This is a genomic window from Brucella grignonensis (assembly GCF_002252505.1).
Lineage (GTDB): Bacteria > Pseudomonadota > Alphaproteobacteria > Rhizobiales > Rhizobiaceae > Brucella > Brucella grignonensis.
Window position 1 is genome coordinate 199472 of the sequence record NZ_NNRL01000157.1, and the last position, 25723, is coordinate 225194.

The window sequence follows — 25723 nt, forward strand, 5'->3', positions numbered from 1 at the left end:
GATAGCCAAGCCATTATGGCGGCATCGGTTCTTGAGGATAAACCGACCCGTTTTAGATACAAAATCTAAAGAGAAGCCCGGTTTTCAAACCGGGCTTTTTTCATTTCAGGCAACTTCCAATTCAGCATCAATCTTAGGTCTGATGCCAATCATATGGCAGATCGCAAACGGCAGATCGGCTCTGTTCATCGTATAGAAATGGAAATCCTGCACGCCACGTTCGATGAGGTCCATCACCTGCTCCGCAGCAATGGCCGCAGCAACAAGCTGATGCGTCTGCGGATCTTTATCCAGCCCGTCGAAACGCTCGGCCAGCCACGCCGGAATATGTGTCGCAGAACGGGCACAGAAGTTGCTGACCTGCTTGAAATTATGCACCGGCAAAACACCCGGAACAATCGGGATATATATACCAGCACGGCGCACGCGCTCGACATAACGCTCATAAAGATCATTATCGAAGAAGAACTGCGTAATGGCACGTGTCGCGCCATTATCAACCTTACGCTTGAGCATATCGATGTCGGTGGCGAAATCCGGGCTTTCAGGATGTTTTTCCGGATAAGCCGAAACCGAAATGTCGAAATCGGAAAGCTTGCGCAGACCTCCAACCAGGTCGGCACCATTCTGATAGCCACCCTGCGTCGGCACATATTTCTCGCCAATACCGCTGGCAGGGTCGCCACGCAGCGCGACAAAGCGATTGACGCCAAGGGCCGCAAATTCCTGTGCAGCGCGATCCACTTCCTCGCGCGTCGCATCAACACAGGTCAGATGAGCCGCAGGCTCAATATCGGTTTCTTTAAGAATACGCGCGACCGTACGGATGGTACGCTCGCGAGTAGAGCCGCCGGCACCGTAAGTCACAGAGACGAATTCAGGCTTGAGCGGCGCAAGGCGCGTCACGGTTTCCCACAGACGCTGTTCCATTTCTTCCGTCTTGGGCGGAAAAAACTCGAACGATACGCGGGTGGTCTGGCCGATATCCGATCGGCGGGAAAGACCGTAAAAGCCCATTAGACTGTCTCCGTTATGCTTGCATTTTGCGGCGCTGGATCGGCAATCAGCAAGCGCGGGTCATTGGCAAGCCAAAGCTTGACCGTCAATCCGTCGTCACCATTTGCAGCCTTTGGCCCCAATTCAGTCGTCCTGGCAGGTTCAAGCCCTGCATCTTTCAACCATCCCAGCATCTGCTCGTCGCTAAAGCCAAGCCTTAGATGCGCATGTTCCTCACGCAGGAACTCGAGCCTGTGCGGTGCAAAGTCAACAATCAGCAAGCGTCCACCGGGGCGAAGCGCACGCGCCGCCTCACGGATTGCGGCGAGCGGATCATCGAGGAAGTGCAGAACCTGGTGGATTGTCACCAGATCGAAATTTTCGCGTTCGACGGGCAGCGCATAGACGTCTCCCTGCCGGACCTGCGCATTGCCGACCGATGCGAGATCGAGATTGGCACGCGCCACCGAGAGCATGTCGCGATTGATATCGATACCCAATCCACGCACATAAAGCGGCGAAAACAGCTCTAACAGTCGGCCCGTTCCCGTACCGACATCAAGCATGGCCTGAAAATGCTTGTCGCCAATGATGCCTTTGAGAGCCGCTTCCACTGCGTTTTCGGAAACATGCAACTTGCGGATCTCATCCCAGCTACCAGCATTGGCACTGAAATAAGCTGCAGCCTTTTCCTGACGGCTGGATTTAACCTGCGACAGCCGCTCCATATCACGTTCGATCAATGGATCGGCCGCATCAAGCCGCTGCAGAAGATTGCGTGCGACTTCACCGCACAGCGCATTGTCCGACAGACGAAAATAGGCCCAGGCACCTTCCTGATAGCGATCAATAAGATCGGCTTCGCCCAGCAGCTTGAGATGGCGCGAAACACGCGGCTGCGATTGACCCAGAATTGTGGTCAGGTCTGAAACGGTGAGATCACCCTTGGAAAGAAGCGCAAGAATGCGCAAGCGGCTTGGTTCTGCCACTGCTTTTAACACATCCACCATCTGATCGAGCTGCAAGCGCAATTCGCAATCTCCATACACCTCTAAAGATATAAAGATATGTTTATATGAAGTGCGGCTTGAGCGCAAGAAATTTTCGCGATGCAATGCACAGCAAAACAATACCGGCCCTTTGGGAAGTCATTTGAGCTGGAGAACAACCGAGTTATGATTATTGCGAATCTTGCTTCGAGCGCCTTAACATATTGAATCTACGCATCGCATTTTCCGGCATCGTTTCCGGTTTTGAACGGGAACTGTAGCGTGAAAGGAAGACGGCTATGAGTGCAGGCACTGTACGCCAGAAGGCAATTGCAAAATCTCTCACACTTTTGCTTCCTGCCGTCCCCTATTCGGATTCAGAACCAATTCGCGCTGCAGCTCTTGCGCCGCATATGAAAACGCTTCCACCATCAATTGCAGTATGGCTTGCGACCGTGGCCCATGTTCGTCACATGCACACCGACTACGACACACTGCGCGATGATGGATATGACAAGGATTCAGCACGCTTCTTTGTAATGGATGCCATCAACTCCAAACTGACAGAATGGCGCGCGACACGCCTCGTCACCGCAGATGAGGATGAAGCGGCGGTAATGTAACCGCCGCCTGAAGGCAGCGTTCATTTATTCAGGATTTGAAGCGCATCCCGAAAAGTGTGAAACGGTTTTCGGGATGCGCGTCAAAACAAACGGTTAGAGCGACCTTTGTACGCCCCAGAGGGCGCACGGCGCTCTAATGAAGTTGATTATCTTATTTTCTGGCAACGATAAAAATTCGTGGGAAGCGCAACAATACGCGACCGTCATTCAGTGTTGGATAGAATTCCTCAAGGCGTGATTTGTAGGCTTTCAAAAATTCGCGCTGCTCATCATCGTTCAATGGATCAAGAAACGGACGCAGACCCGTAGATTTCACCCACTCAATAATAGCGTCTACATCGGCCAGCTGATGATTATAAATCACATGCCAGATATCGACGCGGGAAGCTTGACCGATCAAAGCATTATAATAATCGGCAGCAGGCGGCAGCGGTGCCCTGCCCTTATCGCCAATCTTGGCCTTAAAGGGGTCAGTTTTGGCAACTTCGCGCATCAATATATGGGTCGGTTCACCCATATTATCCGGCATCTGCACAGCGAGATAAGCGCCGCTGTGAAGCTGTGACAGAAGTCGTCGCATCTGCTCCTTGTGATCCGGAATCCACTGAAACACGGCATTGGAAAACAACACATCCGTTTCAGCATCTGGTTCAAACTTTGTCAGATCACCCAGAGCGAAATCCAGCTGAGGCAGGCGTTGTCTGGCTTTATCAATCATATCCGGCGATGTGTCGAAGCCGGAAACCTGAGCATCTGGCCAGCGTTCAGCCAAAAGTTCGGTGGAGTTTCCGGGACCGCAACCAATATCAACCACCTTGCGCGGACTATCGATCGCTATTTGAGCGAGAAGGTCGGCTGCCGGGCGGCTACGTTCATCCTCAAACTTCAGATACTGCTTTGCGGACCAGTCTTTCATTCTCCACTCCTCCCCAATAAAAAGGCCGGTGCATAGCACCGGCCTTTGATTTCTTAGCGCGTCAGCGGCTTGTAGGTTACCCGCTTCGGATTGACGCTTTCAGGTCCAAGACGGCGGACCTTGTCAGCTTCGTAATCCTCGAAGTTGCCTTCGAACCATTCAACATGGCTATCGCCTTCGAATGCCAGAATATGCGTTGCCAGACGGTCGAGGAACATACGATCGTGGGAGATGATAACAGCGCAGCCAGCATACTTTTCAAGCGCATCTTCGAGCGCTGCCAGCGTTTCGGTATCAAGATCGTTGGTCGGTTCGTCGAGGAGCAGAACGTTGCCGCCTGCCTGCAGCATCTTAGCAAGATGCACGCGGTTACGCTGACCACCGGACAGATTGCCGACTTTCGCCTGCTGATCGCCGCCCTTGAAGTTGAACGCACCGCAATAAGCGCGGGAGTTCATTTCAAACTTGCCAAGCTTGATAATGTCATTACCGCCAGAAATTTCTTCCCAGACATTCTTGTTCGGATCCAGGTGATCGCGGCTCTGATCAACGTAACCAAGATGAACCGTGTCACCGATACGGATCGAACCGGAATCCGGCTTTTCCTGACCGGTAATCATCTTGAACAGTGTCGACTTACCGGCACCGTTCGGACCGATAACACCGACAATACCACCTGGAGGCAGCTTGAATGTCAGATTTTCGATCAGCATACGGTCGCCAAACGACTTGGTCAGACCTTCAGCTTCAATAACCACCTGACCGAGGCGCTCACCAGCAGGGATCAGAATCTGGGCATCGCCCGGACGCTGATTGTTGGCGGCTTCAACGAGCTGATCATAGGCCTTGATACGGGCCTTCGACTTAGACTGACGTGCTTTCGGGCTTGCGGCAATCCATTGGCGTTCACGTTCAAGCGCCTTCTGGCGCGAATCTTCTTCGCGGCCTTCTTGAATCATGCGCTTGGATTTGGCTTCCAGATAGGCAGAATAGTTGCCTTCATAAGGAATGCCACGACCACGATCGAGTTCAAGAATCCAGCCCGTCACATTGTCAAGGAAGTAGCGATCGTGCGTGATAAGCAGGACAGCGCCTTCATATTCGCGTAGATGCTTTTCCAGCCATGCGGTGGTTTCAGCGTCAAGGTGGTTGGTCGGCTCGTCAAGCAGAAGCAGGTCAGGCTTCGAAAGCAGCAGCTTACAAAGCGCCACACGACGACGTTCACCACCCGAAAGCGTTGTGACATCGGCGTCAGCAGGCGGGCAGCGCAGGGCTTCCATCGCCATTTCGACCTGGCTGTCCAGATCCCAGAGGTTCTGGCTGTCGATGAGATCCTGAAGCGCCGCACCTTCGTCGGCTGTTTCATCAGAATAATTCATCATCAGCTCGTTATAACGGTCGAGAATAGCCGTTTTCTTGGCTACACCTTCCATTACATTGCCGAGCACGGTCTTTTCAGGGTCGAGATGCGGTTCCTGTGCAAGGTAACCACAAGTCGCACCGTCTGCGAGCCAGGCTTCACCGGTGAAGTCCTTGTCGAGACCGGCCATGATCTTGAGAATTGTCGATTTACCGGCGCCGTTTGGTCCGAGAATACCAATCTTCGCATCTGGATAGAATGACAGATGAAGATTTTCGATAACCTTCTTGGCGCCGTAGGCCTTATTCAGCCCGGACATATGATAGATGAATTGGCGTGCCATAAAGCGCGTCGTCTCCACAGGTTGGAAAGCGCGGTTCGACCTGATGTCGAAGCGCGGGAAATTGCTGCTGGCTATGTAGGCGAAATAGCGCGCGGAAGCAAACATCATCGCACGGATTACACCGATCACTCTCATTGCGAGAGCGAAGCACTGATTTTTCTGTGTCCCAAAATAAATGAAACCGGGCGCGGATATTTCCGTCACCCGGTTTCCCCTCTGGCCACCACTCGGGAAAGTATCCTCCCTTTCACCGAATGGCCTGCTAGTTATGCCTTAAAGACTGGAATTCGACGCCCCTGAATTCTCTTCAAAACTCCGTTCATATCCCCTGATAAAGACAGATTTGCCCAGGATTTTGTGGTTTTCAAGCGGAATTTGCTCAAAAAATACAAATGCCTAAAATTAATTCATTCAACCTCCTGGTGCCTTTTTTAAAGACGCGACCAAAAGAGAATTTGACTATTTGCGCGGCATAAATTCTGATGGTCTTATGACATTTGAAACCATCCATCACCTGCCTCTGACAGACGAAATCGAACTGCCTTATCGGCAGTCGCTTACCGCCACACCAAAAGCGGTGGTACAAATCTGCCATGGGCTTGCCGAACACTCGGCCCGCTATGCACGTTTTGCCGCAGCACTGAACCAGGCCGGTTATCATGCTTATGCGCATGACCATCGGGGACACGGTGCAAATATCGGCCCACACGCACCCAAAGGAATATTCGCACTCAAAGACGGCTATAGAGTGGCCATCAATGATGTTCTTTCACTCAACCGCCATATTCATGCGATGCATCCAGACTTACCAGTGGTTTTATTCGGGCATTCAATGGGTGGGCTTATCGCACTGAACTACGCACTTACGTATTCGGATACGATTGATGCTGTCGCCGTGTGGAACGCTAATTTCAACGGTGGCATCGAGAACAGTGCAGCGATGGCATTGCTTTATGCCGAGCGTATGCTCAAAGGCTCGGACGTACCAAGCGCAATCCTGCCGAAGCTTACATTCCGCGCATGGGGTAATTCCATTCCTGGCCATCGCACAGCATTTGACTGGCTTTCACGCGATGCGTCAGAAGTGGCAGCCTATGTGAACGATCCTCTCTGCGGCTTTGATGCAAGTGTGGCACTCTGGATTGACGTCTTCCGGATGATGAAAAATGGCGCAACCGACAGTAATTTTGCGAACATCCGCAAAGACCTGCCGTTTAATATCGTCGGTGGAACGGAAGACCCTGCCACAGACAAAGCTAGGGCCACGCGCAAACTGGCGGATAGAATGCAGGCGATGGACTTTAGCAATGTTACTTGCAATATCTATCCCGGCACGCGCCATGAAAGCCTGAACGAGATCAATCGAGATGAGGTGACGCAGAATTTTCTGGATTGGCTCACCGAGGTACTTCCGTACAGCCGCATCTCCGGTTAAAACCTGCAGATATTCAAATACCGGATCAAACTCACGATTTCTTGAAACGTCTTGGTTTGCCTCGCAATCAATGTTATGGAGCCCGCCTTGCGCGCTACAGGGCATCTATACATAAACATTAAGCACACCGGTTTTACGGCAAATGCGCAAGGAATGAAGGAAGCTCCGCTTGGCAACACCAACGATTTCTGTGGTCATCCCCTGCCGCAATGAGGCCGACAATCTCGCTTTTCTGCTCGATGAAGTCGACAATGCCATGCTTGGTCGCTCATATGAAGTGATCGTCGTGGATGATGGCTCGACAGATTCCACGAGCGACGTGCTTGCAGGTCGTATCCATGCGGGCAGGCCGCTGCGCCATATCCGCCATGACCGTTCAGCCGGACAGAGTGCCGCTTTGCGTTCAGGTGTCTTTGCAGCTCACGGCCAGATTGTTGTCACGATGGATGGCGACGGGCAGAACAATCCCGCCTATTTGCCAGCGCTCGCAGATGCTCTCATTAATGCAGGTCCGGCCTTTGGTATTGCCGCCGGACAGCGCCTCAAGCGCACAGACACCAAGCTCAAGCAGCTTTCCTCGCGCTTTGCCAATAATCTGCGCGGTTCTATCCTGAAAGATAAGACCCGCGATTCTGGTTGCGGTCTAAAGGCGCTGCACACCGATCTTTTCCGTCAGTTGCCGTTCTTCGACGGCTGGCACCGTTATCTGCCCTCGCTGGCCCTTCGCGAAGGTTTTGATGTCGTACATATCGATGTTACCGACCGCGAACGCCGCCACGGCAAATCCAATTATGGCATTCTGGACCGCGGCCTGCGCGGTATTCTCGACCTTTATGGCGTTTGGTGGTTGCGCAAGCGCCGCAAGGTTGTGCCGCGTGTGACGGAGATTACCCATGACTGATGTTCTCAGCAGCCTCGTTCAATGGCTTCACGATGTATTCGTGGCTCAATGGGACGGCTGGATCGTTTTGGGCTTTGTTGCGCAGGCCTGCTTCACCATGCGTTTCGTCGTGCAGTGGCTGGCGTCGGAAAAGGCCAAGAGAAGCGTCATGCCAGTGGCATTCTGGTTCTTTTCGCTCTTTGGCGGCGCACTTCTTCTGATCTATGCGATACAACGCAAGGATCCCGTCTTTATCGCCGGTCAGGGATTCGGCCTGATTGTCTATATCCGCAATCTCTGGCTCATCGCCAACGAGAAGAAGCGAATTGCAACAGCAGACTAACCCTCTCGCACGGTTCAAAATCAAAACGCCGATCTGATAATGTCAGATCGGCGTTTTAGTTTAGAATATCAAACTTTATGCGTGCGCCCGACCGAGCGATAATTCAAGCCGGTGCCAGCAACATCATCTGCCTTATAGACATTACGCATATCGATCAGCACATTGCCCTCCATCACACTCGCAATGCGTCTGAGATCGAGTGCGCGATATGCATTCCACTCGGTAAGCAGTGCTACGACGCCAGCGCCTTTTGCTGCTTCATAAGCCGAACTACACCAAGTCACATCCGGCAGGACCAGTTTTGCGGCTTCCATTGCCTCAGGATCGTGGGCGCGGACAGAAATGCCTGCGTTCTGAATAGCCGCAATAATGTCGAGCGACGGAGACTCACGAATATCATCCGTGTTCGGTTTGAACGCGACACCAAGCACAGCAACAGTCTTTGCACCGCTTTCATGAGCAGCGGCAACAATGCGCTCTGCCATCGACTGTTTGCGTGCTTCGTTGACCGCGATGACTTCTTCGATCAGAGACTGCGGCGCATCGTATTTTTTGCCTGTGGCAGCAAACGCCCGTGTATCTTTGGGAAAGCATGAGCCGCCAAAACCCGGCCCCGCATGAAGAAACTTGGAGCCGATGCGGTTGTCCATGCCAATGGCGCGAGCAACTTCCTGCACATTGCCGCCAGTTTTCTCACAAAGATCAGCGACCTGGTTGATGAAGGTTACTTTCATCGCAAGAAATGCATTGGCGGCGTATTTGATGATTTCGGCATTTTCAAGCGATGTGACAACCATTGGCGTCTCACGCAGATATAGCGGGCGGTAAAGCCGCTGCATAGCAGCCCTGCCGCGCTCATCATCAACGCCAACCACCACACGGTCGGGGCGCATGAAATCTTCAATTGCCGAGCCTTCGCGCAGAAATTCCGGGTTTGATACCATCGAGAATTCAACGCCTGGACGCGCAGCGGCAATACGATCGCGAATACGCGCATTGGTGCCGACAACAACCGTCGACTTGATGACGACCACCGCACCCGGCTTCATTGCGGCTGCGATCTCGTCAGCAGCAGCCTCGATATATTGCAGATCTGCCTCGCCATCGCCACGCCGCGATGGTGTGCCGACAGCGATCAAAATCACATCGGCATCTGCAACACTGGTTGCAAGATCGGTACTAAACTCCAGCCGGCCGTCACGAATATTTCGCGCCATGAGCTCATCGAGCCCTGGTTCGAAAATCGTGACCTTACCCGCAGTCAGCCGTTCGATGATCGACGGGTTTTTGTCGACACAGGTAACGTGAAAGCCAAATTCGGCAAAACACACACCTGAAACCAGACCCACATAGCCCGTTCCGATCATCGCCAGCTTCATATGTTCAACCCTTCAATTTAGCTTAAAGCCATTTATCATAGTCCGACACCAAGAGGTGTAGCGGCTTCTCATTTTCTTCAATATTGGAGAAGCGTCCGATCGGCTCGCGGAAAATATTGTCTGTCAGATCGTCATTGACCGTCGATACTTCACCGATCAGCACGTCAGCGCCCTCACCCCAGAAGGCGTGCCAGTTGCCCGGCAGCAGCGTGACACTTTCGCCCGGCGCGAGCTTGAGATGTGCACCTGCCTTCTGCGTAACCAGACGACCGTCCGTCGCAACCGTGACATCGGTTTCTTCATCGACGCTGCCGTCGGCACGCGAATTGAAAAGCTCAAGCACCAGCGTACCACCACCACGATTGATGATGTCTTCTGCCTTCACCACATGGCGATGCATTGGCGAAATCTGGTTCTTGCGCGAAATCATGATTTTTTCGGCATAAAGCATACCGCCACCGCGCTTGAGATCTTCAGCATTGCCATTGCGTGTGGTGAAAAGAAACAGACCGAGATCGGCAAACTTGCCCTGACCGTAATCGGTAATATCCCATCCGAGGCGACCATCGAGAATTGCCTTTGCATCGCTCGACGTGCGCGTTTTCAGCTCTTCTGGCGACCAATAAGCGAAGGGAGGCATGATATAGCCAAAGGAGCGGATGAAAGCATCGCTCTCACGGATAATCTCATTAATTTCTGAACGTTTCATGGCCTCTAAGCCTCCCATGGAATGAAACCGGATATATTTGACAGCTTGGTAACCGGCTTTCTGCCATTTTGGCAATCCCATGCGCGTAAGTCACACATATTTGCGAAATGCTGCGCGTCATTTTGACGTGTCGTCTTTACGCGAAAATCATGTCGCATCCCAATGCGCGTTTAGAACATTTCAATGATTGAATCATGACAACGAAAGCCAGTCTGAACAGAACCGAATGAACGGACAAGCCATTGAGATAACGGGAAAAGCCGTGCTTTCGGAAGACAACGGGAACAGTAGGTCGAGCAAACGTCGCTGAGAGAACAGCACAAGCACGACCTTTATACGGCACAAAGGGTCGATTCTATGGACGTTCGCAACGAAATGCTGGGGCTTTTGACCGGGCGTGACCCAAATTTCAGCCTGGAACAGAAGTTTTACACTGATCCTGACTATTACAAGCTGGATCTGGAAAACATCTTTTACCGCGACTGGCTGTTTGTCGGCCATGACTGCGAACTGCCGAAAACAGGCTCCTACATGACAGTGCAGGTTGGTGCCTATCCCGTCGTGATCGTGCGCGATGCGCAAGGCGGCATCCGCGCGTTCCACAATTCCTGCCGCCATCGCGGCTCGCGCATCTGTTCGGCGGAAAAAGGCACCGCTGCCAAGCTCGTCTGCCCTTATCACCAGTGGACTTATGAACTCGATGGCCGCCTGTTGTTCGCACGTCAGGTCGGCCCGGACTTCAAGCCCGCAGAATACGGTCTGAAGCAGGTTCATTGCGAGAGCGTTGCTGGCTACATCTATGTCTGCCTCGCGGACGAAGCACCTGACTTCAACAGCTTCCGCAATCTGGTCGAGCCTTACCTCGCACCACACAACATCAAGGAAGCCAAGGTCGCCTTTGAAAGCTCGATCATCGAGAAAGGCAACTGGAAGCTGGTGTGGGAAAACAACCGCGAATGCTATCACTGCGCGGCCAACCATCCGGAACTTTGCCGCACCTATCCTGAAGCACCAAGCGCAACCGGCGTTCAGGGTGTGATGGAAGACCCCGAAATCAACCAACTCTGGAAAAACTGCGCTTCCATCGGTCTGCCCGCTGAATTCAACATGTCGGAAGATGGTCGCTATCGCATCACACGCATTCCACTGCTGCGTGATGCCGTGAGCTATACCATGTCGGGCAAACCTGCCGTTAAGAAGCCACTGAGCGATAAGGTGTCGGGCAATACCAATATCGGCGCCATGCTCCTCTTCAATTATCCGTCCACATGGAACCATCTGATGGTCGATCACGCGATTTCCTTCCGCGTGCTGCCAATCAGTGCCGAAGAAACCATGGTCACGACCAAATGGCTGGTTCACAAGGATGCCGTTGAAGGCGTTGATTACAATCTCGATGAGTTGACCCATGTCTGGATTCAGACCAATGATCAGGACCGTCAGATTGTAGAAGAAAATGCCATTGGCATTCGCTCACCCGCCTACCAGCCCGGCCCTTATTCGGTCGAGCATGAAGGTGGTGTGATGCAGTTTCTCGAATGGTACACCAACACCATCACACCTCGCCTGAAAGGCGAGACTACAAAGCTTAGTCGCGTAGCTTGAAGTAAACTGAAATAGAGAAGTGAGAAGGCCATGCAGCCTCTGAAATATCTGGATGAGATGCTGCCGTGGAACGACAGGTTGCAGATGCTGCAATGCATCTCGGCCATCGAAGAAGCGCCAGACGTCATGACCTTCTCCTTCAAAACTCAGGATGACAACTGGTTTCGCTACACACCGGGACAGTTCATCACGCTCGAACTTCCAATCGAGCGCTCCGATGGACTTGGCCCGGTATTACGCACCTATACGCTCTCATCCACACCTTCGCGCCCCTACCATATCTCGGTTACGGTCAAAGCGCAGAAAGACAGCATTGGCACCCGCTGGATGCTCGATAATCTGCGTCCGCCGATGACCATCAAGGCCTATGGCCCCAATGGCGATTTCTCACTCGCCAACCATCCGAGCGAAAAATATCTTTTCGTCTCGGCTGGCTCCGGCATTACACCGATGGTGTCGATGACGCGCTGGCTTTTCGATTGCGCACCGGCAACCGATGTAGCCTTCATCAATTGTGCACGCACACCCGATGACATCATCTTCCGCAAAGAACTGGAGCTTCTCTCCGGTCGCATGGAAGCCATGCATCTTGCTTTCATTGTGGAACAATCATCGGCGCGCCATGTCTGGCCGGGTCTGCATGGCCGCATCGACCGCGCACGACTTGAACTGCTGGCACCCGATTTCCTGCATCGCAAAGTATTCTGCTGCGGACCTGAGCCATTCATGAATGGCGTGCGTGGCCTTCTGGAGCAATCCGGCTTCAATATGGCCAATTATCATCAGGAAAGCTTCCAGCCTGCGACTGAAATTTCTGCAGTGCCAGTACCCTCGGCACTGCAAGTCGATACACCTGCGGCTCCAACAAAACCTGCTGTCGCACCCGCGAGCGTCGTCTTCAGCCTGTCAGGCGTCGAAGTTGAATGCACGGAAAACGACACCATCCTGCTCGCAGCCCGCAATGGCGGGCTTAAAATCCCAAGCGCCTGCGAGTTCGGTATCTGCGGAACCTGCAAAGTGAAATGCATCGGCGGTGAGACGGAAATGAACCACAATGGCGGCATCCGTGACGACGAGATCGCAGATGGCTATATTCTCGCCTGCTGCAGCCGCCCGCGTGGCCGTGTCGAAATTGATGCGTAGAGCGCAGTGCGCTCTACCAGTTTAAATTATGAAGTAGTTACAGCGGTTCCAGTTAAGACTGAATCGTTGGAGCCGCTGTAACTATTTGTTTTTTCGCATTATCCTACGCAAAACTGCTTCGCACTTTTTGCTGGAAATGCTTTAAGCCTTCTTCAGAAATTCGGTACGCAGCACGAGGCCTTTGACCTGCTTAGTGCTGCAATCAACTTCATCCGGATTGCCAGTTAGACGAATGCCTTTGACCAGCGTGCCACGCTTGAGTGTCGTTGACGTTCCTTTGACCTTCAAATCCTTGATGAGCGTAACGGAATCACCGTCGTTGAGCTGCGTCCCGTTGCTGTCGCGCGTGATTTCATCAGTCATGATCATCCCCTGTCCAGATAGATAAAGCCGGTCGTTAGCATCAAAGACAATGTAATACCAGAACGCTGATATTGACTGGTATGCGCCTGCGCCGCTGACTATAATTACATGAAAACAGTCAGGAGCATCTTATGATTGGTCATGCCCTTCTCGTCGTTGATGTGCAAAATGATTTCTGCCCTGGTGGCGCGCTGGCCGTCGATAAGGGTGATGAAATTCTACCGGCTATCAACCGGCTGATTGACGAGAGTGAGCATGTCATTCTGACACAAGACTGGCATCCGGCGGGACATTCCAGCTTTGCAACCAGTCATCCCGGAAAAAGGCCATTCGATACCATCCATATGCCCTATGGCCCGCAAACATTATGGCCGGATCACTGCGTTCAGGGCATGCACGGTGCGGATTTTCATCCGGATTTGCAATGGACCCGTGCGCAGATGCTTATCCGCAAGGGGTTCCGCATAGGAGTGGACAGCTATTCGGCCCTGTTCGAGAACGATCACCAGACCCCTACGGGCCTTGCCGGATACCTGCGCGAGCGCAACATCGGTTCATTGACACTGGCCGGTTTGGCGACGGATTTCTGCGTGGCTTTCTCAGCACTTGATGCAGTTTCACACGGCTTTCAAGTGCGTGTTCGGCTGGACGCCTGCCGCGGCATAGACATCGGCGGTTCCATGAATACCATGCTCGAAAAAATGCAAAAGGCGGGCGTTGAACTCATCAACGAACCCGCCCTTGCATCACATTTGCTCTGACTATTTCTGAATTTCACCATCAGGCAGAACGACATAGATCAGCACAGCAATGATGGTTATGAAGAAGCGGAATGCAGATTCAATTCCGTTCCATGTAGATGACATCCACATGCCGAACCATTCGCCACCGATAGACATAAAGCCAACCTGCCAGACGAGGAAGCCAACCGAAAGACCGGCAATGGCCCATTTCTTGGAACGGTTGAAGCTTCCTGCATCCCCGCCCAGGCGGCCAAACATTGCGAAAGCGCCAATCCAACAAAGAATAGCTGTCAGCGTTTCTGCGGCAATGATCAAAATGTAACCGGCATTGTGCAGGAAATTGCTGTCTATGGCGCGATATTTGATCGTCGCATCAGGAAAAATCGTATCCATGAGCAAAACGTGCTGCACAAACGCGAAATTACTGCCGTAGTCGGTAATATTGCCAAAGGAAACGAGTGTTGCGAAGAAGGCAATTGCCGCAACGAATGCGGTTTTGCTCAAACGAGTAACGACCATGGAAAACCCCTCTCCAAAAAAGTCGCAGCCGCAGCCTCGTCGAGACCTGCGGCCTATGCTGATATGCTCTGACCAATAGAGCCAGAAGCTCACCAAGGCTGGCCAACTCTTTCGATTCGGTCAACAGAGCATTTACAGTAAAAGTGTGAAGCGGTTTGCGTCGGATAATACGTAAAAAACAAACAAAAAAGGCGGCTTCGAGCCGCCTTTTAATAACTTTGAATCCAGATACTTAGTGCAACGCGGCCTCATCAGCCTCTTTCTGCCACTCAGGATTATTCCTGTTGAAGCGGATTGACGACATCAAGGAGAGGCCGATTAACACAGCACCGATCAAGCCGGTAATGACTTCCGGAATATGCACCAGCGTCTGCACATACATGATCACAGCCAGCACCAGAATGGCGTAAAACGCGCCATGCTCCAGATAACGATACTGACCAAGTGTCTTGCGCTCGACCAGCATGATGGTGAGCGAGCGTACGTAGAACGCGCCGATACCAAGGCCGATCGCAATGACAAACAGATTGGTCGTCAGCGCAAATGCGCCGATAACACCGTCGAATGAGAAGCTGGCATCGAGCACTTCAAGATAAATGAAGGCACCAAGACCGCCGCGATGGACCATATCCACCTGTTCCTGCGATGCGTCCAGCACTTCACCCAAGCCTTCGACAGCCAGAAAGGTCAGCAGACCGAACAGCGCTGCGACCAGGAATGTGTGCGAATGCTCGGCATCGAGCTGGTAAGAGAAGAACAGGATAAGCGCGATGGCAACGCCGATTTCAACACCTTGAACCGATGCGAATTTCGACATGCGGCTTTCAATGATCTTGACCCAATGCACGTCCTTTTCAACATCGAAGAAGTATTTCATGCCGACCATGAGCAGGAATGTGCCGCCAAATGCCGCGATACCCGTGTGGGATTCCGCGATCACCCGCGCATATTCATCCGGCTGCCATATAGCGAGTTTCAGCGCAGAAATCGGATCTGTCCACATGGCAACCGCAACGATTGCGAGCGGAAAAATGATGCGCATGCCGAAGACGGCGATGATGATACCCCAGGTCAAAAACCGATGCTGCCATTGCGGCGTCATATCACGCAGAATGCGCGCATTAACGATAGCATTGTCGAATGAGAGGGAAATTTCGAGAACACTCAACACCGCACAGATAATGAAGACAGAAACCATGCCTCCAATAGTGCCAGTCGTCGAATACCCAAGCCAGAGAGCGCAGAGAAGTCCAATGACCGTGAAAAATGCCGGCCAAATGAAATACTTATAAGTGGTCATCGCGAACCATTTGTTTTTTAGTTTATGAGGCAGGCTGAACTACCGGTCCGACAATCCGTTGGGCCGACGGCGCTTCTCCTGCGGCGCAAGAGCTTATGTAAGAAGTAGACAGATCGGGGGCAAGGAAGATCATGGCGAAATTTTGTTCACGAAAAAAGGCACCCCTCAAGATAACGTGATCGAGCGTGCGTGCAAAATTTTTCAGTAAAAAGCCACATGGTAATTACCACGATTTGTCATAGACTTATCGCCAGTGCCCATCCGGGATAATGAGGATAATTGCCATGATAACGGGACCGCAATGCCGCGCCGCACGAGCACTGGTGGAATTCACGCGGGAGCGACTGGCTCAGCTCTCGGGTATTGATGCTGGGATAATCGAGCATTTTGAACGAAAGATTGGCTCCCCATCGGATGAGCAGGTCCAAATCCTGCAGGAGACGCTCGAAAAAGTCGGCGCACAATTCATATGGGAGAATGGCGGCGGACTTGGTGTGCGGCTGAAATTCAACCGCTCGGAATCAAAGCGCATTGCCAACATGGAAAATGAAGGCGGCGTCGTGGGCTACGACGATGTCCCCTGACAAAAGCAAAAGGGCGACCTTTCAAGTCGCCCTTTGTTTCGCCGCCCTTTATTTCAATGAGAACTCAGCCTATTTTTTCTCGATAAGTGAAGCAGGCTCAAGCTTCGGGCGCATCTGAATAGTGACCATGTCCTTGGCATCAAGATCAAGGTCCTTGAAAGAGACACCGCGCAGAACCGGATCGTCATACGTCTTTACGTAATAAACCTGGTTTTTCAGATCGCCGATTGTACTCCACTGGGTATACTCAGCGGGTGTATTCGGCTCTTCAATCCAACCCTTCGGGATATCGAAGTTGTTTACGATATGCTCTGCAAGCCGCACACTTTCCGGACCGCTTGCAACAGGCTTGGCCGAAAGAACAAAGGCACTGGCTCGCACGAAACGCGACGGAGGTGTGGTATCGCCCGGAATGCCCAACATGCCCGAACCTTCACCAAGTGGCTTGATTTCAGCACCAAGAATTTTCACTGGCTTGGCATTGTTTGGGGAAAGTTTGACGTAATTCCGCAGATTGGTCATATGCCAGTCAAATGAAGGCGCATTGGTCATCACGCCAAGCGGATTGTCATAGATCTTCAGCTTGCCATCAACTGGTTCAATAACGATCGAAGCGCCGCTTGCATCGTGAAGTGTGTAATGCAGCGGCGGTGCAATGCCCATGTTCTTCTGAATAACGGTCACGACGGAAATGTCGCTCAGAGCTTCTTTCACTTCGGCAACCGTGGCAAAATTCGTCAGCGCCCAGGTCAGGACATCCCATGGTGCAAGACTGTTTTCAGCCTTCGCGTCAGCCGGGTCGGCATATTTGGCGAAATCCGGGAAATAGAGAACGCCGCCAGTCAGACCCTTCTCGTTCATGCCGTCGGCAAGCGCGGTAACGCCAAAAGCGTTCATACCGACAGCCGCATACTTGGCTTTCCAAGTCTTGGCCACTTTACCGTCTGCAGGTGTAGCGGCAATATCAAAGTTGCGCGGCAATACGATCATTTGTGAATCGATCGGGAACGCAAACTCCATCGTGCGTCCGTAAACGATGCTTCCATCCGTAGTAGGCAATACAAAACTCGTGCAGGCTTGCGCTACCTGCGGAATGACGAGCGCCGAAGCAAGTGCCGCAATCGCTGCTGTGCGAGCCAATGCCCGGCATGAAGACTTCCAGATAGACCAGTTCTTTTGCATGATAACCTCATCACAAAATTAGATGTCTGGATTTGAGAAATGCAGCCACCTGGAGGAGCTCAGCTACATTTGGGGAACCAGAAACATTCATTAATCCAATCGCAGGCGAATAGAACGGCCGCATCATAGCAAAGTCAACTAACAAAACTTCTGTATTGTCTTTATTTTTCCATTTATTTCTTGCCATGATTAACATAATCATTGGCCATGCCTTTATAGGTTCAGTCTTTTATATGTTTCTAAATTAGGTTCCGAGGGGACAATGCCGTGATCAGAAACAATTCTCGTTCCGATAGCAAAAATTTACTGAACACTACTTTTAGCAATATTATATTAGCTACATCTTTTATAATAACGGCAGCCAGCGTATCCCACGCAGCAGACGTTGTCGCGCCTCCTCCCGTGCAGACCGAAATTCAGGATCAGCAACGCTGGCGCGTTATCTTCAGCCCTTATGTCTGGGGCGCGTCATTGAATGGCAAAGCCGGCCTGCTTGGATTGAGCACGAATGTCGACGTACCGTTCAGGGACATTCTGGATAATCTCGACATGAGCCTTATGGGCAATGTCGACATAACGAACGGCACATTCGGCGTTTATTTTGACGGCCAATATACCAAAACCAGCCAGGACGCCGACATTCGTGACGAACAGCTCGACATGGACATCAAGTCCACGACACTTTCGGGTGGTGTCTATTATCGCCTCTATGAACAACAGCTGGACGGCACCACGCTTTTCGGCGGACAGCGGATTTTCGCCATTGAACCGACCGTAGGCGTACGCTGGACCGAGCTCAAGGCGCAGGTCAACGTGGGACCGTTCAGCGCATCTCGGAAAGCAGACTGGACCGATCCGTTTATCGGCACCCGCGTCTTCTACGACATCAATGACCGCTGGAACATTTTTGCTGAAGCCGACATCGGTGGTTTCGGTGCGGGCACCAAGCTCAGCGCGAACGGCCAGATTTATCTTGGCTATCGCACCTTGGTATTCGACGTCCCAACCACTTGGCGTGTTGGTTATCGTGCGCTCTATCAGGATTACCGGGACAATGATGGCGCCGAAAAGTTCAAATATGACGTGACACAGCACGGACCAGTGATCGGCCTCTCCGTTCAGTTCTGATCCTGTCTTCTGAAGCCGCTGGATGTTTCCGGCGGCTTTTTGTTTTGCTTCCGCAACAAAAGACATTGCCCACATTGATCGAGCGGAAGCTCTTTATTTAGCATGAAATAACTTGTCGCTATTTCATGCTTGCAAGATTGAGTGATATGGCCTCAACTATCTGAACAGGCTTGATGATTTTGACAGGAACCATTCGTAAATATGGACCTGCATTCATCATCCGCCTGTATTAGAGCGCATCCCGAAAAGTGTGAAACGGTTTTCGGATTAGATGCGTGTAAAGACAAGCATTTAGAGCGCCGATCGGATTCAATCCGATCTAAACGCGTTCTAGTGGGGCGTTGGGCGCGGGATGAATTATATTTTCGAACTATCCGTTTATCTTTCTTTTGTGACCTTCGCAGCTCTCGGCGTGGGCGTCTATTTCGTTGGTCGTTTCGCGCTTCACATCCTGTCCCGCCATGCCAATCATGACATTCTATCCATCCCGATTGGAGCCTTCATCGGCACCATTGCGACAGCATGGGCGCTGTCATTGGGATTTGTTGCAGCAGACATCTGGACAGCCAACTCAAAAGCGGATCAGGCGACCAGCGAGGAAAGATCATCCATTTCGCGGCTGATAGGAGCAGCAAGTCCAGACATTCTGAATGCACCCGTACTCGTGACGTCTCTTTCCGAGTATCGCGCGGCAGTCGTCAAAGACGAATGGCTTGAAAACAGCAACATCTCGCCTGCCCATTCCGTTGAAGTTGCATTGCAGAATATACGGCGAGAGATCGTGAAGCTTGCAAAGACAGACATTCCGTCACCGATAATATCGCAGCTCGTGCACGACTTCGACGAATTACAGGATGCGCGCAACACGCGCCTCTCTGTCGGCTCGACATCCGTTGACATGTACAAATGGTATTTACTGTTTTCATTGACGATCCTGACCATCATCACTATCGCAGCCACACATGCAGACAGAGTAAGTGCCGGCATCAAGGCCATGGTAATCTATTCGATCACGGCTGCTTTTTGTCTTTGGATCCTCGCGATCCATGCCAATCCATATCAGGGCATAGAGCGGCTCGAACCGTCGCTGCTATTTACAAACCAGAAAGCGGGTTGATCTTTCGAATGAAATTTCTTTCGATAGCCATCGCAGCACTGACGCTCTTCGCAGCATTGCCAAAGGCCGAAGCACAGACCTTTCGCGTCTGTCATGGCTACGAGTGTTACTATCAGACCAAGCTAACGCTATCCGCTCAAGATTTACGCCGCATACAAAATCTCATGCAGCAAGGCGCTCAATCGGCGGCTGCCGAACGCAAAGCCCTGAGAGCTGCGATTGCACTATTTGAACAACGCAGCACAGCAATAATCGGTATTCGTGACAAGCCACGCATGCAGTTTGGCAAGGCACGAATCAAAGGACAGATGGACTGCATCGATGAATCGACCAATACGGACAATTTCATCCGCTACCTGAATTCTCGCGGCTGGCTCAAACATCACACTCCTGTGCGCAAAACCGCACGAGGAAGCTTTTTCGATGGTCGCTATCCCCATTGGACTGCGGTTATCCAAGCCAAGGATGGTGAGCGCTGGGCAGTTGATTCCTGGTACGAAGCAGGCGGCGGCCCGCCCGACATCATGCCACTGGCTGAGTGGAAGCGCCGCGGCTATGGCGGCGAAAGATAAATATGGATTGAGTGCTTCAGAGACCTTCTAATGGACTTATCAAAAGCAAGCGCCCATGCCTGATGAATATGCAGGCCGTTTCACCTAGAGCATCTCCAGTTTATCTTGAATTATAGGAAATGCTCTATCTCTTTGTTTTTATGCGCATCTTATTCCGAAAACCGCTTCGTATTTTTCGGGATGCGCTCTAGGGGGTATCAATGGTTATTCTGAAAAAGTCCTTAGCAGCAGCGTGCACCAGTGCTCTTGTCGCTGTCAGCATGTTTGCCGCACCTGTCGCTGAAGCCTGCACGCGTGTCGTTTATCTTGGAGCCAATAATCAGGTAATTACGGCGCGTTCCATGGACTGGAAAGTCGATGTTGGCACCAATCTGTGGATTTTCCCGCGCGGTATGGATCGCAGTGGCGAAGCCGGACCCAACTCCATCAAATGGACGTCCAAATATGGCAGCGTCATCTCCTCCGGCTACGATATTTCGACGACCGACGGAATGAACGAAGCTGGCCTCGTGGCCAATGTGCTCTGGTTGGTAGAGTCCGAATACCCGAAATATGATGGCACCGGCCCCGGCCTTTCCATCGCAGCCTGGGCGCAGTATGTGCTCGATAACTTTGCCACGGTCGACGAAGCTGTCAAAGAGCTCAGCACCAATCCGTTCACAATCGTAACCGACAATGTGCCCGGCCAAAACAGGCTGGCGACCCTGCATCTCTCCATATCGGATGCGTTAGGAGATAGTGCAATCGTCGAATATATCGACGGTAAGCAGGTCATCCATCACAGCCGTGAGTATCAGGTAATGACCAATTCGCCGACATTTGACGAACAGCTTGCGCTGCACTCTTATTGGTCGCAAATTGGCGGAACCGTCATGTTACCGGGCACAAACCGGGCATCAGATCGTTTCACACGCGCTGCTTTCTACATAAACGCCGTACCAAAATCCGAAGAGCCTGTCGAAGCTCTTGCGAGTGTTTTCGGCGTCATTCGCAACGCATCAGTCCCGTTCGGCATCACGACACCTGATGAGCCAAATATCTCCTCAACACGCTGGCGCACAGTTTCAGATCAGAAGCGTAAACTCTATTTCTTTGAATCAGCCCTGACACCGAATGTTTTCTGGGTCGACCTGAATGCGATAGACTTCTCTTCCGACAAGGGAAAAGTGCAGAAACTCGATCTTGGCCCGGATCAGCGCAACATCTTTTCTGGCGTTGTGAACAAGGACTTCAAGGACGCAGAGCCCTTCAAATTCCTGGGGCTTTAACGAAATGAAGCCCTGCCCTCGACAGGGCTTCATTCTTATATCTCTATCACATTCAGCAGCGGTCGACGCGCTGAAGCGAAGCAGACAATCCCATCAACGAAAATGTATAGCGCGTTTGCGTACCACGTGCCGATGTAGCCTGCACATTTACAGTGCGACCAGACCGCATGGCGCTGACGATGCGTGCCTCATCACCGACATTCTGCGCCCACGCCCGGTTGCCTTCGCTAAAGAACGGAAACTGTGCTCCGTCAATCATGACCTTAACGGTGCTATCCGCTTTCAGATCATATCCCATCACGAGCTGCGGGCTGTAGCTTGCACCAGACTTGGAAAGAATAATGAAATTATCGCCATGCCGAACGCCTGCCGGAAGGAAACTCGACGGCACAGTCAGGGCATAGCACTTGTTCCCGGGCAGCTGCGTGTTTTGGTAAACGCCCCAGTCCTTGAACTCACCAATGTGACTCGTTTTAGCCGAAGCCGCGAGAGAACTCGCCACCAACCCTGCAAGCGCCAACGCAACAGTGGTTGTCTTTTTAGTCATTGCCCGAAACCTCCATAATGTTACCAATCACGTGACATAAAAAATTGTTTCATTGCGTTACTATTTCCTTAACAGACTCCCAAAAACTTGTTGAACGGAGAAAATGGCCGTGGCTACGCACACTTTACGGATAAAAAACCCGCCTGGCGATTAGAGCACGTTTCGATCTGATTGGATCAGATCAGCGCTCCAAATATTTGTTTTAACGCGCATCTTTGTCCGAAAACCCGTTTCACACTTTTCGGGATGCGCTCTAAATCGGGCGGACTGCAACCATTATGGACCTGCAAAACCGATCAGATTGAAATTCACTTCAATGCTTAAAAGCGGAACTGGAGGCCGAGAGAACAGCGGCAACTTCAGCGTTGAGGGCTTTCTGGCAGGGTGCAGCTCTTTGGGAATCGGCCAACGGAAGTATAACACTCCGTTTCTGGACTTAGTTAGATAGGCCGGATTGAACAACCCATGTCTCCCTTGGATGTTCCACCTATGAAATCCAAGGTCTAAGTCTTCGCTTTTTAAGGAAATGGTGGGCCCGGAGGGACTCGAACCCCCAACCAAGCGGTTATGAGCCGCCGGCTCTAACCAATTGAGCTACAGGCCCCACGCAACACAGCACCTACCCTAAAGAAAGACGGGATACAAGCTGTCAATTGCACGAGTTGCCCTAATGCGCACATATTCGATTGTCATGCATGCAACCCAAGACACGATTCACCTGGATTGAACCCTTTGGTTGCAATTCAACTGTGTTTCAGGCCAGATATTGTGGCGTTTTGCTTTAGAGGGAACTTAAATACATTAATGACAAAGCAGAAATGGCCTTTCATGGAGACTGCTTTGCACAAGCTGCCTCAACTTTCTCTACAGGAGATTTTATGAAGAACCGCGCTACCACCCTTCTTGCCACCACATTTTCGGCAATCATGCTCGCAGGTGCACTTTCATTGCCAGCCGCAGCGCAGGAGAATCAGATGACGAAGCAGGCCGCGCGTATTGCGGTGACCGGCGAAGGCAAGATGACCTCTGCCCCGGACATGGCTATTCTCAACCTCACTGTATTGCGCGATGCTGAAACTGCGCGCGACGCAATGACGGCCAACAATGAAGCAATGACCAAAGTACTGGAAGCAATGAAGAAAGCTGGCGTCGAGGAGCGCGATCTCCAGACAAGCGGCATCAACATTCAGCCTCGCTATGTCTACCCCGACGACAAGAACGGCCTGAAGGAACCAAAGATCAGCGGTTACAGCGTATCCAATAGCCTGACCGTACGTGTGCGTGATCTGGACAAGGTTGGCAATGTACTTGATGAGTCCGTGACGCTCGGCGTCAATCAGGGTGGCGATCTCACCTTCGTCAATGACAACCCGGCAGCCACCATCAACGAAGCGCGCAAGCGCGCCGTAGCGGATGCGATTGCCAAGGCTAAGACACTTGCCGATGCAGCAGGCGTCGGCCTCGGCCGCGTCGTTGAAATCAACGAACTGAGCCGCCCACCTATGCCAATGCCAATCGCGCGTCAGGCCAAGATGATGGCCGCTTCCGTGCCTCAGGATGCCGTTCCTGTCGCAGCTGGCGAGAATAGCTACGATGTCTCGGTTAATGTCGTTTTCGAAATCAAGGAACAACAAAAGTAAAAAGGGCGATTATTCGCCCCGTTTTACCGATCAAGATAATACAAAAGCCAGCCTGAGTCTCAGGCTGGCTTTTGTTCAATCAAGGATGCAATTAGCGGATAATCGGGCAACCGCGCACATTGGCGAATACAACGCCGGTCGGACGACCATGGCGGAAGCCACGAACCTGAACCGATTTTCCGCGATAAATGATGCGTGCATTGCGGATACCCATACGGTGCGCCTTCATTTTGGCACCTTCAACCGAGCAGGCGGGACCGCGCCGCGAAGGGCGGGCATGATGACGATTGCCACGATAATCGATATTGATCACAGGCGAATGTGCTGCCGTGCTCATCGCAGGAGCTGACGTGGGCGATGCAGCATTTGCTGAAGCACCAGCAGTGAAGACAGCAGCAAAACCGATTGCGGCAGTGACAACGAATGACTTGAGCGACATTGCGGACATCTTGAAACCCTTTCGAACTTTGGCGGGTGATCCTCACCCGAGGCAGCCGATAAGTAGCCCATCGAATATGAACACAAAGCCAAGTTCGCGTTCATATGGCATTCAGCTTAGTAAACATTACTACAGGACTACACACAGCCTTTTTAAGAAAATTATTAGAAAACAAATAGTTAAATAGAACAGAGGCCAAACGGAAACGACAGGAGAGCGAACATTAAATTTAATTAATGCGCTCCATAGGGCGATTAATCCAATGGAACCATGTGTTGGATGTACTCTTCTTCATCCTTGAGTTCATGGTCGAATGCTGTCACCTTGCCACGAACAGAAACGCCAGCTTCGTAGATTGTATCGGGCGACCCGGAAACAAGCGGGTGCCACCAATAAAGATCTGCACCTTCTGCAACGAGTCGATAAGCGCAGGTGGCCGGTAGCCAGTTGACCTCGTAGACGATTTCCGGCGTCAGAAACACGCAATCGGGCACAGTTTTGCGACGGTTCGGATAGTCACTGCATTTGCAGCTATCTGCGTCCAGAAGCGTGCAGGCCACTGTCGTCCAGTAGACTTCCTCTGTATCATCATCCAGCAATTTATGCAGGCAGCACTGGCCGCAACCGTCGCACAGGCTTTCCCATTCCTGTCGGTTCATTTGCTCAAGCGATTTGGTTTGCCAAAAAGGTTTCTTGTTCATTATGCTGCATATAGAGCATTTCCGGCAAAAGTGCGTAGCAGTTGCGTCCGCAATAACACGGGCAAATCGTCGCCCTTCCCTATTGAATGCCGGGGCATCGTTGAGTTAGATAACGCTTGTCATCCTTATGACCGTAAGCGTCTTACGTTAGGCAACGCATCAATTTAGCTGGGAACGGCTATCAGTTTTGATGTTTCGTTGTCCGTTCTCTGCATAATATTCAGGAATACACATGTCTCAGTTTAACGGTTCACGCCGCAGAAAACTGCCAGCGCGTTATGCGTCTATTGTTATGCCATTTATTCTCTCGATCATGATGACTTTCATTGTCTCACTGATCGCAACCGCGAAAAGCCTGGGCTTTACGCACCCGGACCTCGCGCATAGCTGGATGACCGCGTGGGCTCTTTCATGGCTCGTTGCTTTTCCGGTGCTGCTGGCTATTTTGCCAATCGTCCGAAAGCTGGTCGGCTTCGTCTGCCATCCACACTGACAGGCTCAAATAAAAAGCCGCGCATATTTAATGCGCGGCTTTTTCAATTCTGTTTTCAGCTATTCAGCGGAAAATCGCTTCGCCCTGCTCATCGACAATCTGGCGGCCTTTGTTCAGCGAAATGCTGGCGGCATCTTCGATACCGGGACAACGATCTGCGCGGACAAAGCGGTGCTCTTTCAACTCGCCATTGATCGTCTTCGAGATAACACCACAAACCTGATACTGTCCGCCTTCGCTGTAAGGCGTTGCGATAATCAGAAAATCCTTGTGCTCAAGGCGTCCGGCTTCTTTTGGTGCTGCTGGCGTTTCTTCCGTTGAGTCACCGCCAAAAAGGCGCTTCAAAAAAGACATAACGCTCCCTCTCTTCTATAAAAATCGCCCGAAACCGTATCCGGCCTCGGGC

At 51.8% G+C, this 25723-nt stretch carries 28 protein-coding genes and 1 tRNA gene; 14 read left to right on the forward strand and 15 right to left on the reverse strand.

Annotated features, from left to right (window positions below):
• Positions 1-105 precede the first annotated feature (105 nt).
• Both metF and CEV33_RS08120 read right to left on the reverse strand, forming a co-directional pair.
• Positions 106-1017, reverse strand: coding sequence for a methylenetetrahydrofolate reductase [NAD(P)H] (gene metF / locus CEV33_RS08115; RefSeq protein WP_094539958.1), 912 nt, complete (start codon positions 1015-1017; stop codon positions 106-108).
• Positions 1017-2006 carry an ArsR/SmtB family transcription factor gene (locus tag CEV33_RS08120; RefSeq protein WP_036568070.1) on the reverse strand — a complete coding sequence of 330 codons (990 nt, stop codon included), beginning with the start codon at positions 2004-2006 and terminating at the stop codon, positions 1017-1019. The genes metF and CEV33_RS08120 overlap by 1 nt, the downstream gene beginning before the upstream one ends.
• 278 nt (positions 2007-2284) lie before the next feature.
• Here CEV33_RS08120 and CEV33_RS08125 point away from each other — a divergent pair, with 278 nt between their 5' ends.
• Positions 2285-2608, forward strand: a complete 324-nt coding sequence (locus CEV33_RS08125; RefSeq protein WP_094539959.1) for a DUF2293 domain-containing protein — start codon at positions 2285-2287, stop codon at positions 2606-2608.
• A 151-nt stretch (positions 2609-2759) separates the two neighbouring features.
• Here the strand turns inward: CEV33_RS08125 and tam are convergent, their stop codons facing one another.
• Positions 2760-3524 (reverse strand): trans-aconitate 2-methyltransferase, encoded by a 765-nt coding sequence (gene tam, locus CEV33_RS08130; protein ID WP_094539961.1) that lies wholly within the window; start codon positions 3522-3524, stop codon positions 2760-2762.
• A gap of 53 nt (positions 3525-3577) precedes the next feature.
• Positions 3578-5227, reverse strand: coding sequence for an energy-dependent translational throttle protein EttA (ettA, locus tag CEV33_RS08135; RefSeq protein ID WP_094540261.1), 1650 nt, complete (start codon positions 5225-5227; stop codon positions 3578-3580).
• Between the two features lie 490 nt (positions 5228-5717).
• Between ettA and CEV33_RS08140 the strand changes: the two genes are divergently transcribed.
• From CEV33_RS08140 to CEV33_RS08150, 3 genes are all read left to right on the forward strand, one after another.
• Positions 5718-6662, forward strand: coding sequence for an alpha/beta hydrolase (locus CEV33_RS08140; RefSeq protein WP_094540262.1), 945 nt, complete (start codon positions 5718-5720; stop codon positions 6660-6662).
• A 169-nt stretch (positions 6663-6831) separates the two neighbouring features.
• Positions 6832-7563, forward strand: coding sequence for a glycosyltransferase family 2 protein (locus CEV33_RS08145; RefSeq protein WP_094539963.1), 732 nt, complete (start codon positions 6832-6834; stop codon positions 7561-7563).
• The gene (locus CEV33_RS08150; RefSeq protein ID WP_094539965.1) at positions 7556-7885 is read left to right on the forward strand and encodes a lipid-A-disaccharide synthase N-terminal domain-containing protein; all 330 of its coding nucleotides are present in this window, start codon (positions 7556-7558) and stop codon (positions 7883-7885) included. Before CEV33_RS08145 ends, CEV33_RS08150 begins: the two co-directional genes overlap by 8 nt.
• 68 nt (positions 7886-7953) lie before the next feature.
• On the opposite strand, the gene CEV33_RS08155 is transcribed toward CEV33_RS08150, so the two are convergent.
• On the reverse strand, positions 7954-9264 hold the full coding sequence (locus CEV33_RS08155; RefSeq protein ID WP_094539966.1) for a UDP-glucose dehydrogenase family protein: 1311 nt from the start codon (positions 9262-9264) through the stop codon (positions 7954-7956).
• A 22-nt stretch (positions 9265-9286) separates the two neighbouring features.
• Complete coding sequence (locus tag CEV33_RS08160) at positions 9287-9973, reverse strand: D-lyxose/D-mannose family sugar isomerase (RefSeq protein WP_094539968.1); 687 nt, start codon at positions 9971-9973, stop codon at positions 9287-9289.
• A gap of 357 nt (positions 9974-10330) precedes the next feature.
• Here CEV33_RS08160 and CEV33_RS08165 point away from each other — a divergent pair, with 357 nt between their 5' ends.
• A complete protein-coding gene (locus tag CEV33_RS08165; protein ID WP_094539970.1) occupies positions 10331-11578 on the forward strand; it encodes an aromatic ring-hydroxylating oxygenase subunit alpha in 1248 nt (415 codons plus the stop codon).
• Between the two features lie 30 nt (positions 11579-11608).
• Complete coding sequence (locus tag CEV33_RS08170; protein WP_094539972.1) at positions 11609-12721, forward strand: hybrid-cluster NAD(P)-dependent oxidoreductase; 1113 nt, start codon at positions 11609-11611, stop codon at positions 12719-12721.
• 141 nt (positions 12722-12862) lie between these two features.
• On the opposite strand, the gene CEV33_RS08175 is transcribed toward CEV33_RS08170, so the two are convergent.
• Complete coding sequence (locus CEV33_RS08175) at positions 12863-13084, reverse strand: alkylphosphonate utilization protein (protein ID WP_007875876.1); 222 nt, start codon at positions 13082-13084, stop codon at positions 12863-12865.
• 131 nt (positions 13085-13215) lie between these two features.
• Between CEV33_RS08175 and pncA the strand changes: the two genes are divergently transcribed.
• The gene (gene pncA, locus CEV33_RS08180) at positions 13216-13845 is read left to right on the forward strand and encodes a bifunctional nicotinamidase/pyrazinamidase (RefSeq protein WP_094539973.1); all 630 of its coding nucleotides are present in this window, start codon (positions 13216-13218) and stop codon (positions 13843-13845) included.
• Here the strand turns inward: pncA and CEV33_RS08185 are convergent, their stop codons facing one another.
• Positions 13846-14346: a DUF2165 family protein gene (locus tag CEV33_RS08185; RefSeq protein WP_094539975.1), complete on the reverse strand. Its 501-nt coding sequence runs from the start codon at positions 14344-14346 to the stop codon at positions 13846-13848.
• A gap of 232 nt (positions 14347-14578) precedes the next feature.
• Positions 14579-15646 carry a DUF475 domain-containing protein gene (locus CEV33_RS08190; RefSeq protein ID WP_094539976.1) on the reverse strand — a complete coding sequence of 356 codons (1068 nt, stop codon included), beginning with the start codon at positions 15644-15646 and terminating at the stop codon, positions 14579-14581.
• Between the two features lie 284 nt (positions 15647-15930).
• On the opposite strand from CEV33_RS08190, the gene CEV33_RS08195 reads away from it, so the two are divergent.
• Positions 15931-16230: a helix-turn-helix domain-containing protein gene (locus CEV33_RS08195; protein WP_094539978.1), complete on the forward strand. Its 300-nt coding sequence runs from the start codon at positions 15931-15933 to the stop codon at positions 16228-16230.
• 69 nt (positions 16231-16299) lie between these two features.
• Here the strand turns inward: CEV33_RS08195 and CEV33_RS08200 are convergent, their stop codons facing one another.
• The gene (locus CEV33_RS08200) at positions 16300-17412 is read right to left on the reverse strand and encodes a linear amide C-N hydrolase (protein ID WP_094539979.1); all 1113 of its coding nucleotides are present in this window, start codon (positions 17410-17412) and stop codon (positions 16300-16302) included.
• A gap of 267 nt (positions 17413-17679) precedes the next feature.
• Between CEV33_RS08200 and CEV33_RS08205 the strand changes: the two genes are divergently transcribed.
• The 4 genes from CEV33_RS08205 (at position 17680) to CEV33_RS08220 (ending at position 21497) form a co-directional block, all read left to right on the forward strand.
• A complete protein-coding gene (locus CEV33_RS08205; RefSeq protein ID WP_094539981.1) occupies positions 17680-18540 on the forward strand; it encodes a hypothetical protein in 861 nt (286 codons plus the stop codon).
• A 352-nt stretch (positions 18541-18892) separates the two neighbouring features.
• Complete coding sequence (locus tag CEV33_RS08210; RefSeq protein WP_094539983.1) at positions 18893-19657, forward strand: bestrophin-like domain; 765 nt, start codon at positions 18893-18895, stop codon at positions 19655-19657.
• 8 nt (positions 19658-19665) lie between these two features.
• Positions 19666-20229, forward strand: coding sequence for a hypothetical protein (locus CEV33_RS08215; RefSeq protein ID WP_094539984.1), 564 nt, complete (start codon positions 19666-19668; stop codon positions 20227-20229).
• A 200-nt stretch (positions 20230-20429) separates the two neighbouring features.
• A complete protein-coding gene (locus tag CEV33_RS08220) occupies positions 20430-21497 on the forward strand; it encodes a linear amide C-N hydrolase (RefSeq protein ID WP_167388137.1) in 1068 nt (355 codons plus the stop codon).
• Positions 21498-21549: 52 nt separating this feature from the next.
• On the opposite strand, the gene CEV33_RS08225 is transcribed toward CEV33_RS08220, so the two are convergent.
• Both CEV33_RS08225 and CEV33_RS08230 read right to left on the reverse strand, forming a co-directional pair.
• Positions 21550-22044, reverse strand: a complete 495-nt coding sequence (locus tag CEV33_RS08225; RefSeq protein ID WP_094539986.1) for an invasion associated locus B family protein — start codon at positions 22042-22044, stop codon at positions 21550-21552.
• A gap of 527 nt (positions 22045-22571) precedes the next feature.
• Positions 22572-22648 (reverse strand) — tRNA-Ile (locus tag CEV33_RS08230).
• Positions 22649-22922: 274 nt separating this feature from the next.
• On the opposite strand from CEV33_RS08230, the gene CEV33_RS08235 reads away from it, so the two are divergent.
• Complete coding sequence (locus CEV33_RS08235; RefSeq protein ID WP_094539987.1) at positions 22923-23684, forward strand: SIMPL domain-containing protein; 762 nt, start codon at positions 22923-22925, stop codon at positions 23682-23684.
• A 91-nt stretch (positions 23685-23775) separates the two neighbouring features.
• On the opposite strand, the gene CEV33_RS08240 is transcribed toward CEV33_RS08235, so the two are convergent.
• On the reverse strand, positions 23776-24132 hold the full coding sequence (locus tag CEV33_RS08240; RefSeq protein WP_094539989.1) for an antifreeze protein: 357 nt from the start codon (positions 24130-24132) through the stop codon (positions 23776-23778).
• 245 nt (positions 24133-24377) lie between these two features.
• Positions 24378-24824 carry a YcgN family cysteine cluster protein gene (locus tag CEV33_RS08245; RefSeq protein WP_024899485.1) on the reverse strand — a complete coding sequence of 149 codons (447 nt, stop codon included), beginning with the start codon at positions 24822-24824 and terminating at the stop codon, positions 24378-24380.
• 232 nt (positions 24825-25056) lie between these two features.
• Between CEV33_RS08245 and CEV33_RS08250 the strand changes: the two genes are divergently transcribed.
• Positions 25057-25317 (forward strand): DUF2798 domain-containing protein, encoded by a 261-nt coding sequence (locus tag CEV33_RS08250; RefSeq protein WP_094539991.1) that lies wholly within the window; start codon positions 25057-25059, stop codon positions 25315-25317.
• 63 nt (positions 25318-25380) lie between these two features.
• Here the strand turns inward: CEV33_RS08250 and CEV33_RS08255 are convergent, their stop codons facing one another.
• Positions 25381-25671, reverse strand: coding sequence for an HlyU family transcriptional regulator (locus CEV33_RS08255; RefSeq protein WP_094539993.1), 291 nt, complete (start codon positions 25669-25671; stop codon positions 25381-25383).
• Positions 25672-25723: the final 52 nt, after the last annotated feature.

Coding starts and splice junctions, on each gene's coding strand:
- metF (WP_094539958.1), bottom strand. CDS start 1,017: ATGGGCTTTTACGGTCTTTCCCGCCGATCGGATATCGGCCAGACCACC.
- CEV33_RS08120 (WP_036568070.1), bottom strand. CDS start 2,006: ATGGTGGATGTGTTAAAAGCAGTGGCAGAACCAAGCCGCTTGCGCATT.
- CEV33_RS08125 (WP_094539959.1), top strand. CDS start 2,285: ATGAGTGCAGGCACTGTACGCCAGAAGGCAATTGCAAAATCTCTCACA.
- tam (WP_094539961.1), bottom strand. CDS start 3,524: ATGAAAGACTGGTCCGCAAAGCAGTATCTGAAGTTTGAGGATGAACGT.
- ettA (WP_094540261.1), bottom strand. CDS start 5,227: ATGGCACGCCAATTCATCTATCATATGTCCGGGCTGAATAAGGCCTAC.
- CEV33_RS08140 (WP_094540262.1), top strand. CDS start 5,718: ATGACATTTGAAACCATCCATCACCTGCCTCTGACAGACGAAATCGAA.
- CEV33_RS08150 (WP_094539965.1), top strand. CDS start 7,556: ATGACTGATGTTCTCAGCAGCCTCGTTCAATGGCTTCACGATGTATTC.
- CEV33_RS08155 (WP_094539966.1), bottom strand. CDS start 9,264: ATGAAGCTGGCGATGATCGGAACGGGCTATGTGGGTCTGGTTTCAGGT.
- CEV33_RS08160 (WP_094539968.1), bottom strand. CDS start 9,973: ATGAAACGTTCAGAAATTAATGAGATTATCCGTGAGAGCGATGCTTTC.
- CEV33_RS08165 (WP_094539970.1), top strand. CDS start 10,331: ATGGACGTTCGCAACGAAATGCTGGGGCTTTTGACCGGGCGTGACCCA.
- CEV33_RS08170 (WP_094539972.1), top strand. CDS start 11,609: ATGCAGCCTCTGAAATATCTGGATGAGATGCTGCCGTGGAACGACAGG.
- CEV33_RS08175 (WP_007875876.1), bottom strand. CDS start 13,084: ATGACTGATGAAATCACGCGCGACAGCAACGGGACGCAGCTCAACGAC.
- pncA (WP_094539973.1), top strand. CDS start 13,216: ATGATTGGTCATGCCCTTCTCGTCGTTGATGTGCAAAATGATTTCTGC.
- CEV33_RS08185 (WP_094539975.1), bottom strand. CDS start 14,346: ATGGTCGTTACTCGTTTGAGCAAAACCGCATTCGTTGCGGCAATTGCC.
- CEV33_RS08190 (WP_094539976.1), bottom strand. CDS start 15,646: ATGACCACTTATAAGTATTTCATTTGGCCGGCATTTTTCACGGTCATT.
- CEV33_RS08195 (WP_094539978.1), top strand. CDS start 15,931: ATGATAACGGGACCGCAATGCCGCGCCGCACGAGCACTGGTGGAATTC.
- CEV33_RS08200 (WP_094539979.1), bottom strand. CDS start 17,412: ATGCAAAAGAACTGGTCTATCTGGAAGTCTTCATGCCGGGCATTGGCT.
- CEV33_RS08210 (WP_094539983.1), top strand. CDS start 18,893: ATGAATTATATTTTCGAACTATCCGTTTATCTTTCTTTTGTGACCTTC.
- CEV33_RS08215 (WP_094539984.1), top strand. CDS start 19,666: ATGAAATTTCTTTCGATAGCCATCGCAGCACTGACGCTCTTCGCAGCA.
- CEV33_RS08220 (WP_167388137.1), top strand. CDS start 20,430: ATGGTTATTCTGAAAAAGTCCTTAGCAGCAGCGTGCACCAGTGCTCTT.
- CEV33_RS08225 (WP_094539986.1), bottom strand. CDS start 22,044: ATGACTAAAAAGACAACCACTGTTGCGTTGGCGCTTGCAGGGTTGGTG.
- CEV33_RS08235 (WP_094539987.1), top strand. CDS start 22,923: ATGAAGAACCGCGCTACCACCCTTCTTGCCACCACATTTTCGGCAATC.
- CEV33_RS08240 (WP_094539989.1), bottom strand. CDS start 24,132: ATGTCCGCAATGTCGCTCAAGTCATTCGTTGTCACTGCCGCAATCGGT.
- CEV33_RS08245 (WP_024899485.1), bottom strand. CDS start 24,824: ATGAACAAGAAACCTTTTTGGCAAACCAAATCGCTTGAGCAAATGAAC.
- CEV33_RS08250 (WP_094539991.1), top strand. CDS start 25,057: ATGTCTCAGTTTAACGGTTCACGCCGCAGAAAACTGCCAGCGCGTTAT.
- CEV33_RS08255 (WP_094539993.1), bottom strand. CDS start 25,671: ATGTCTTTTTTGAAGCGCCTTTTTGGCGGTGACTCAACGGAAGAAACG.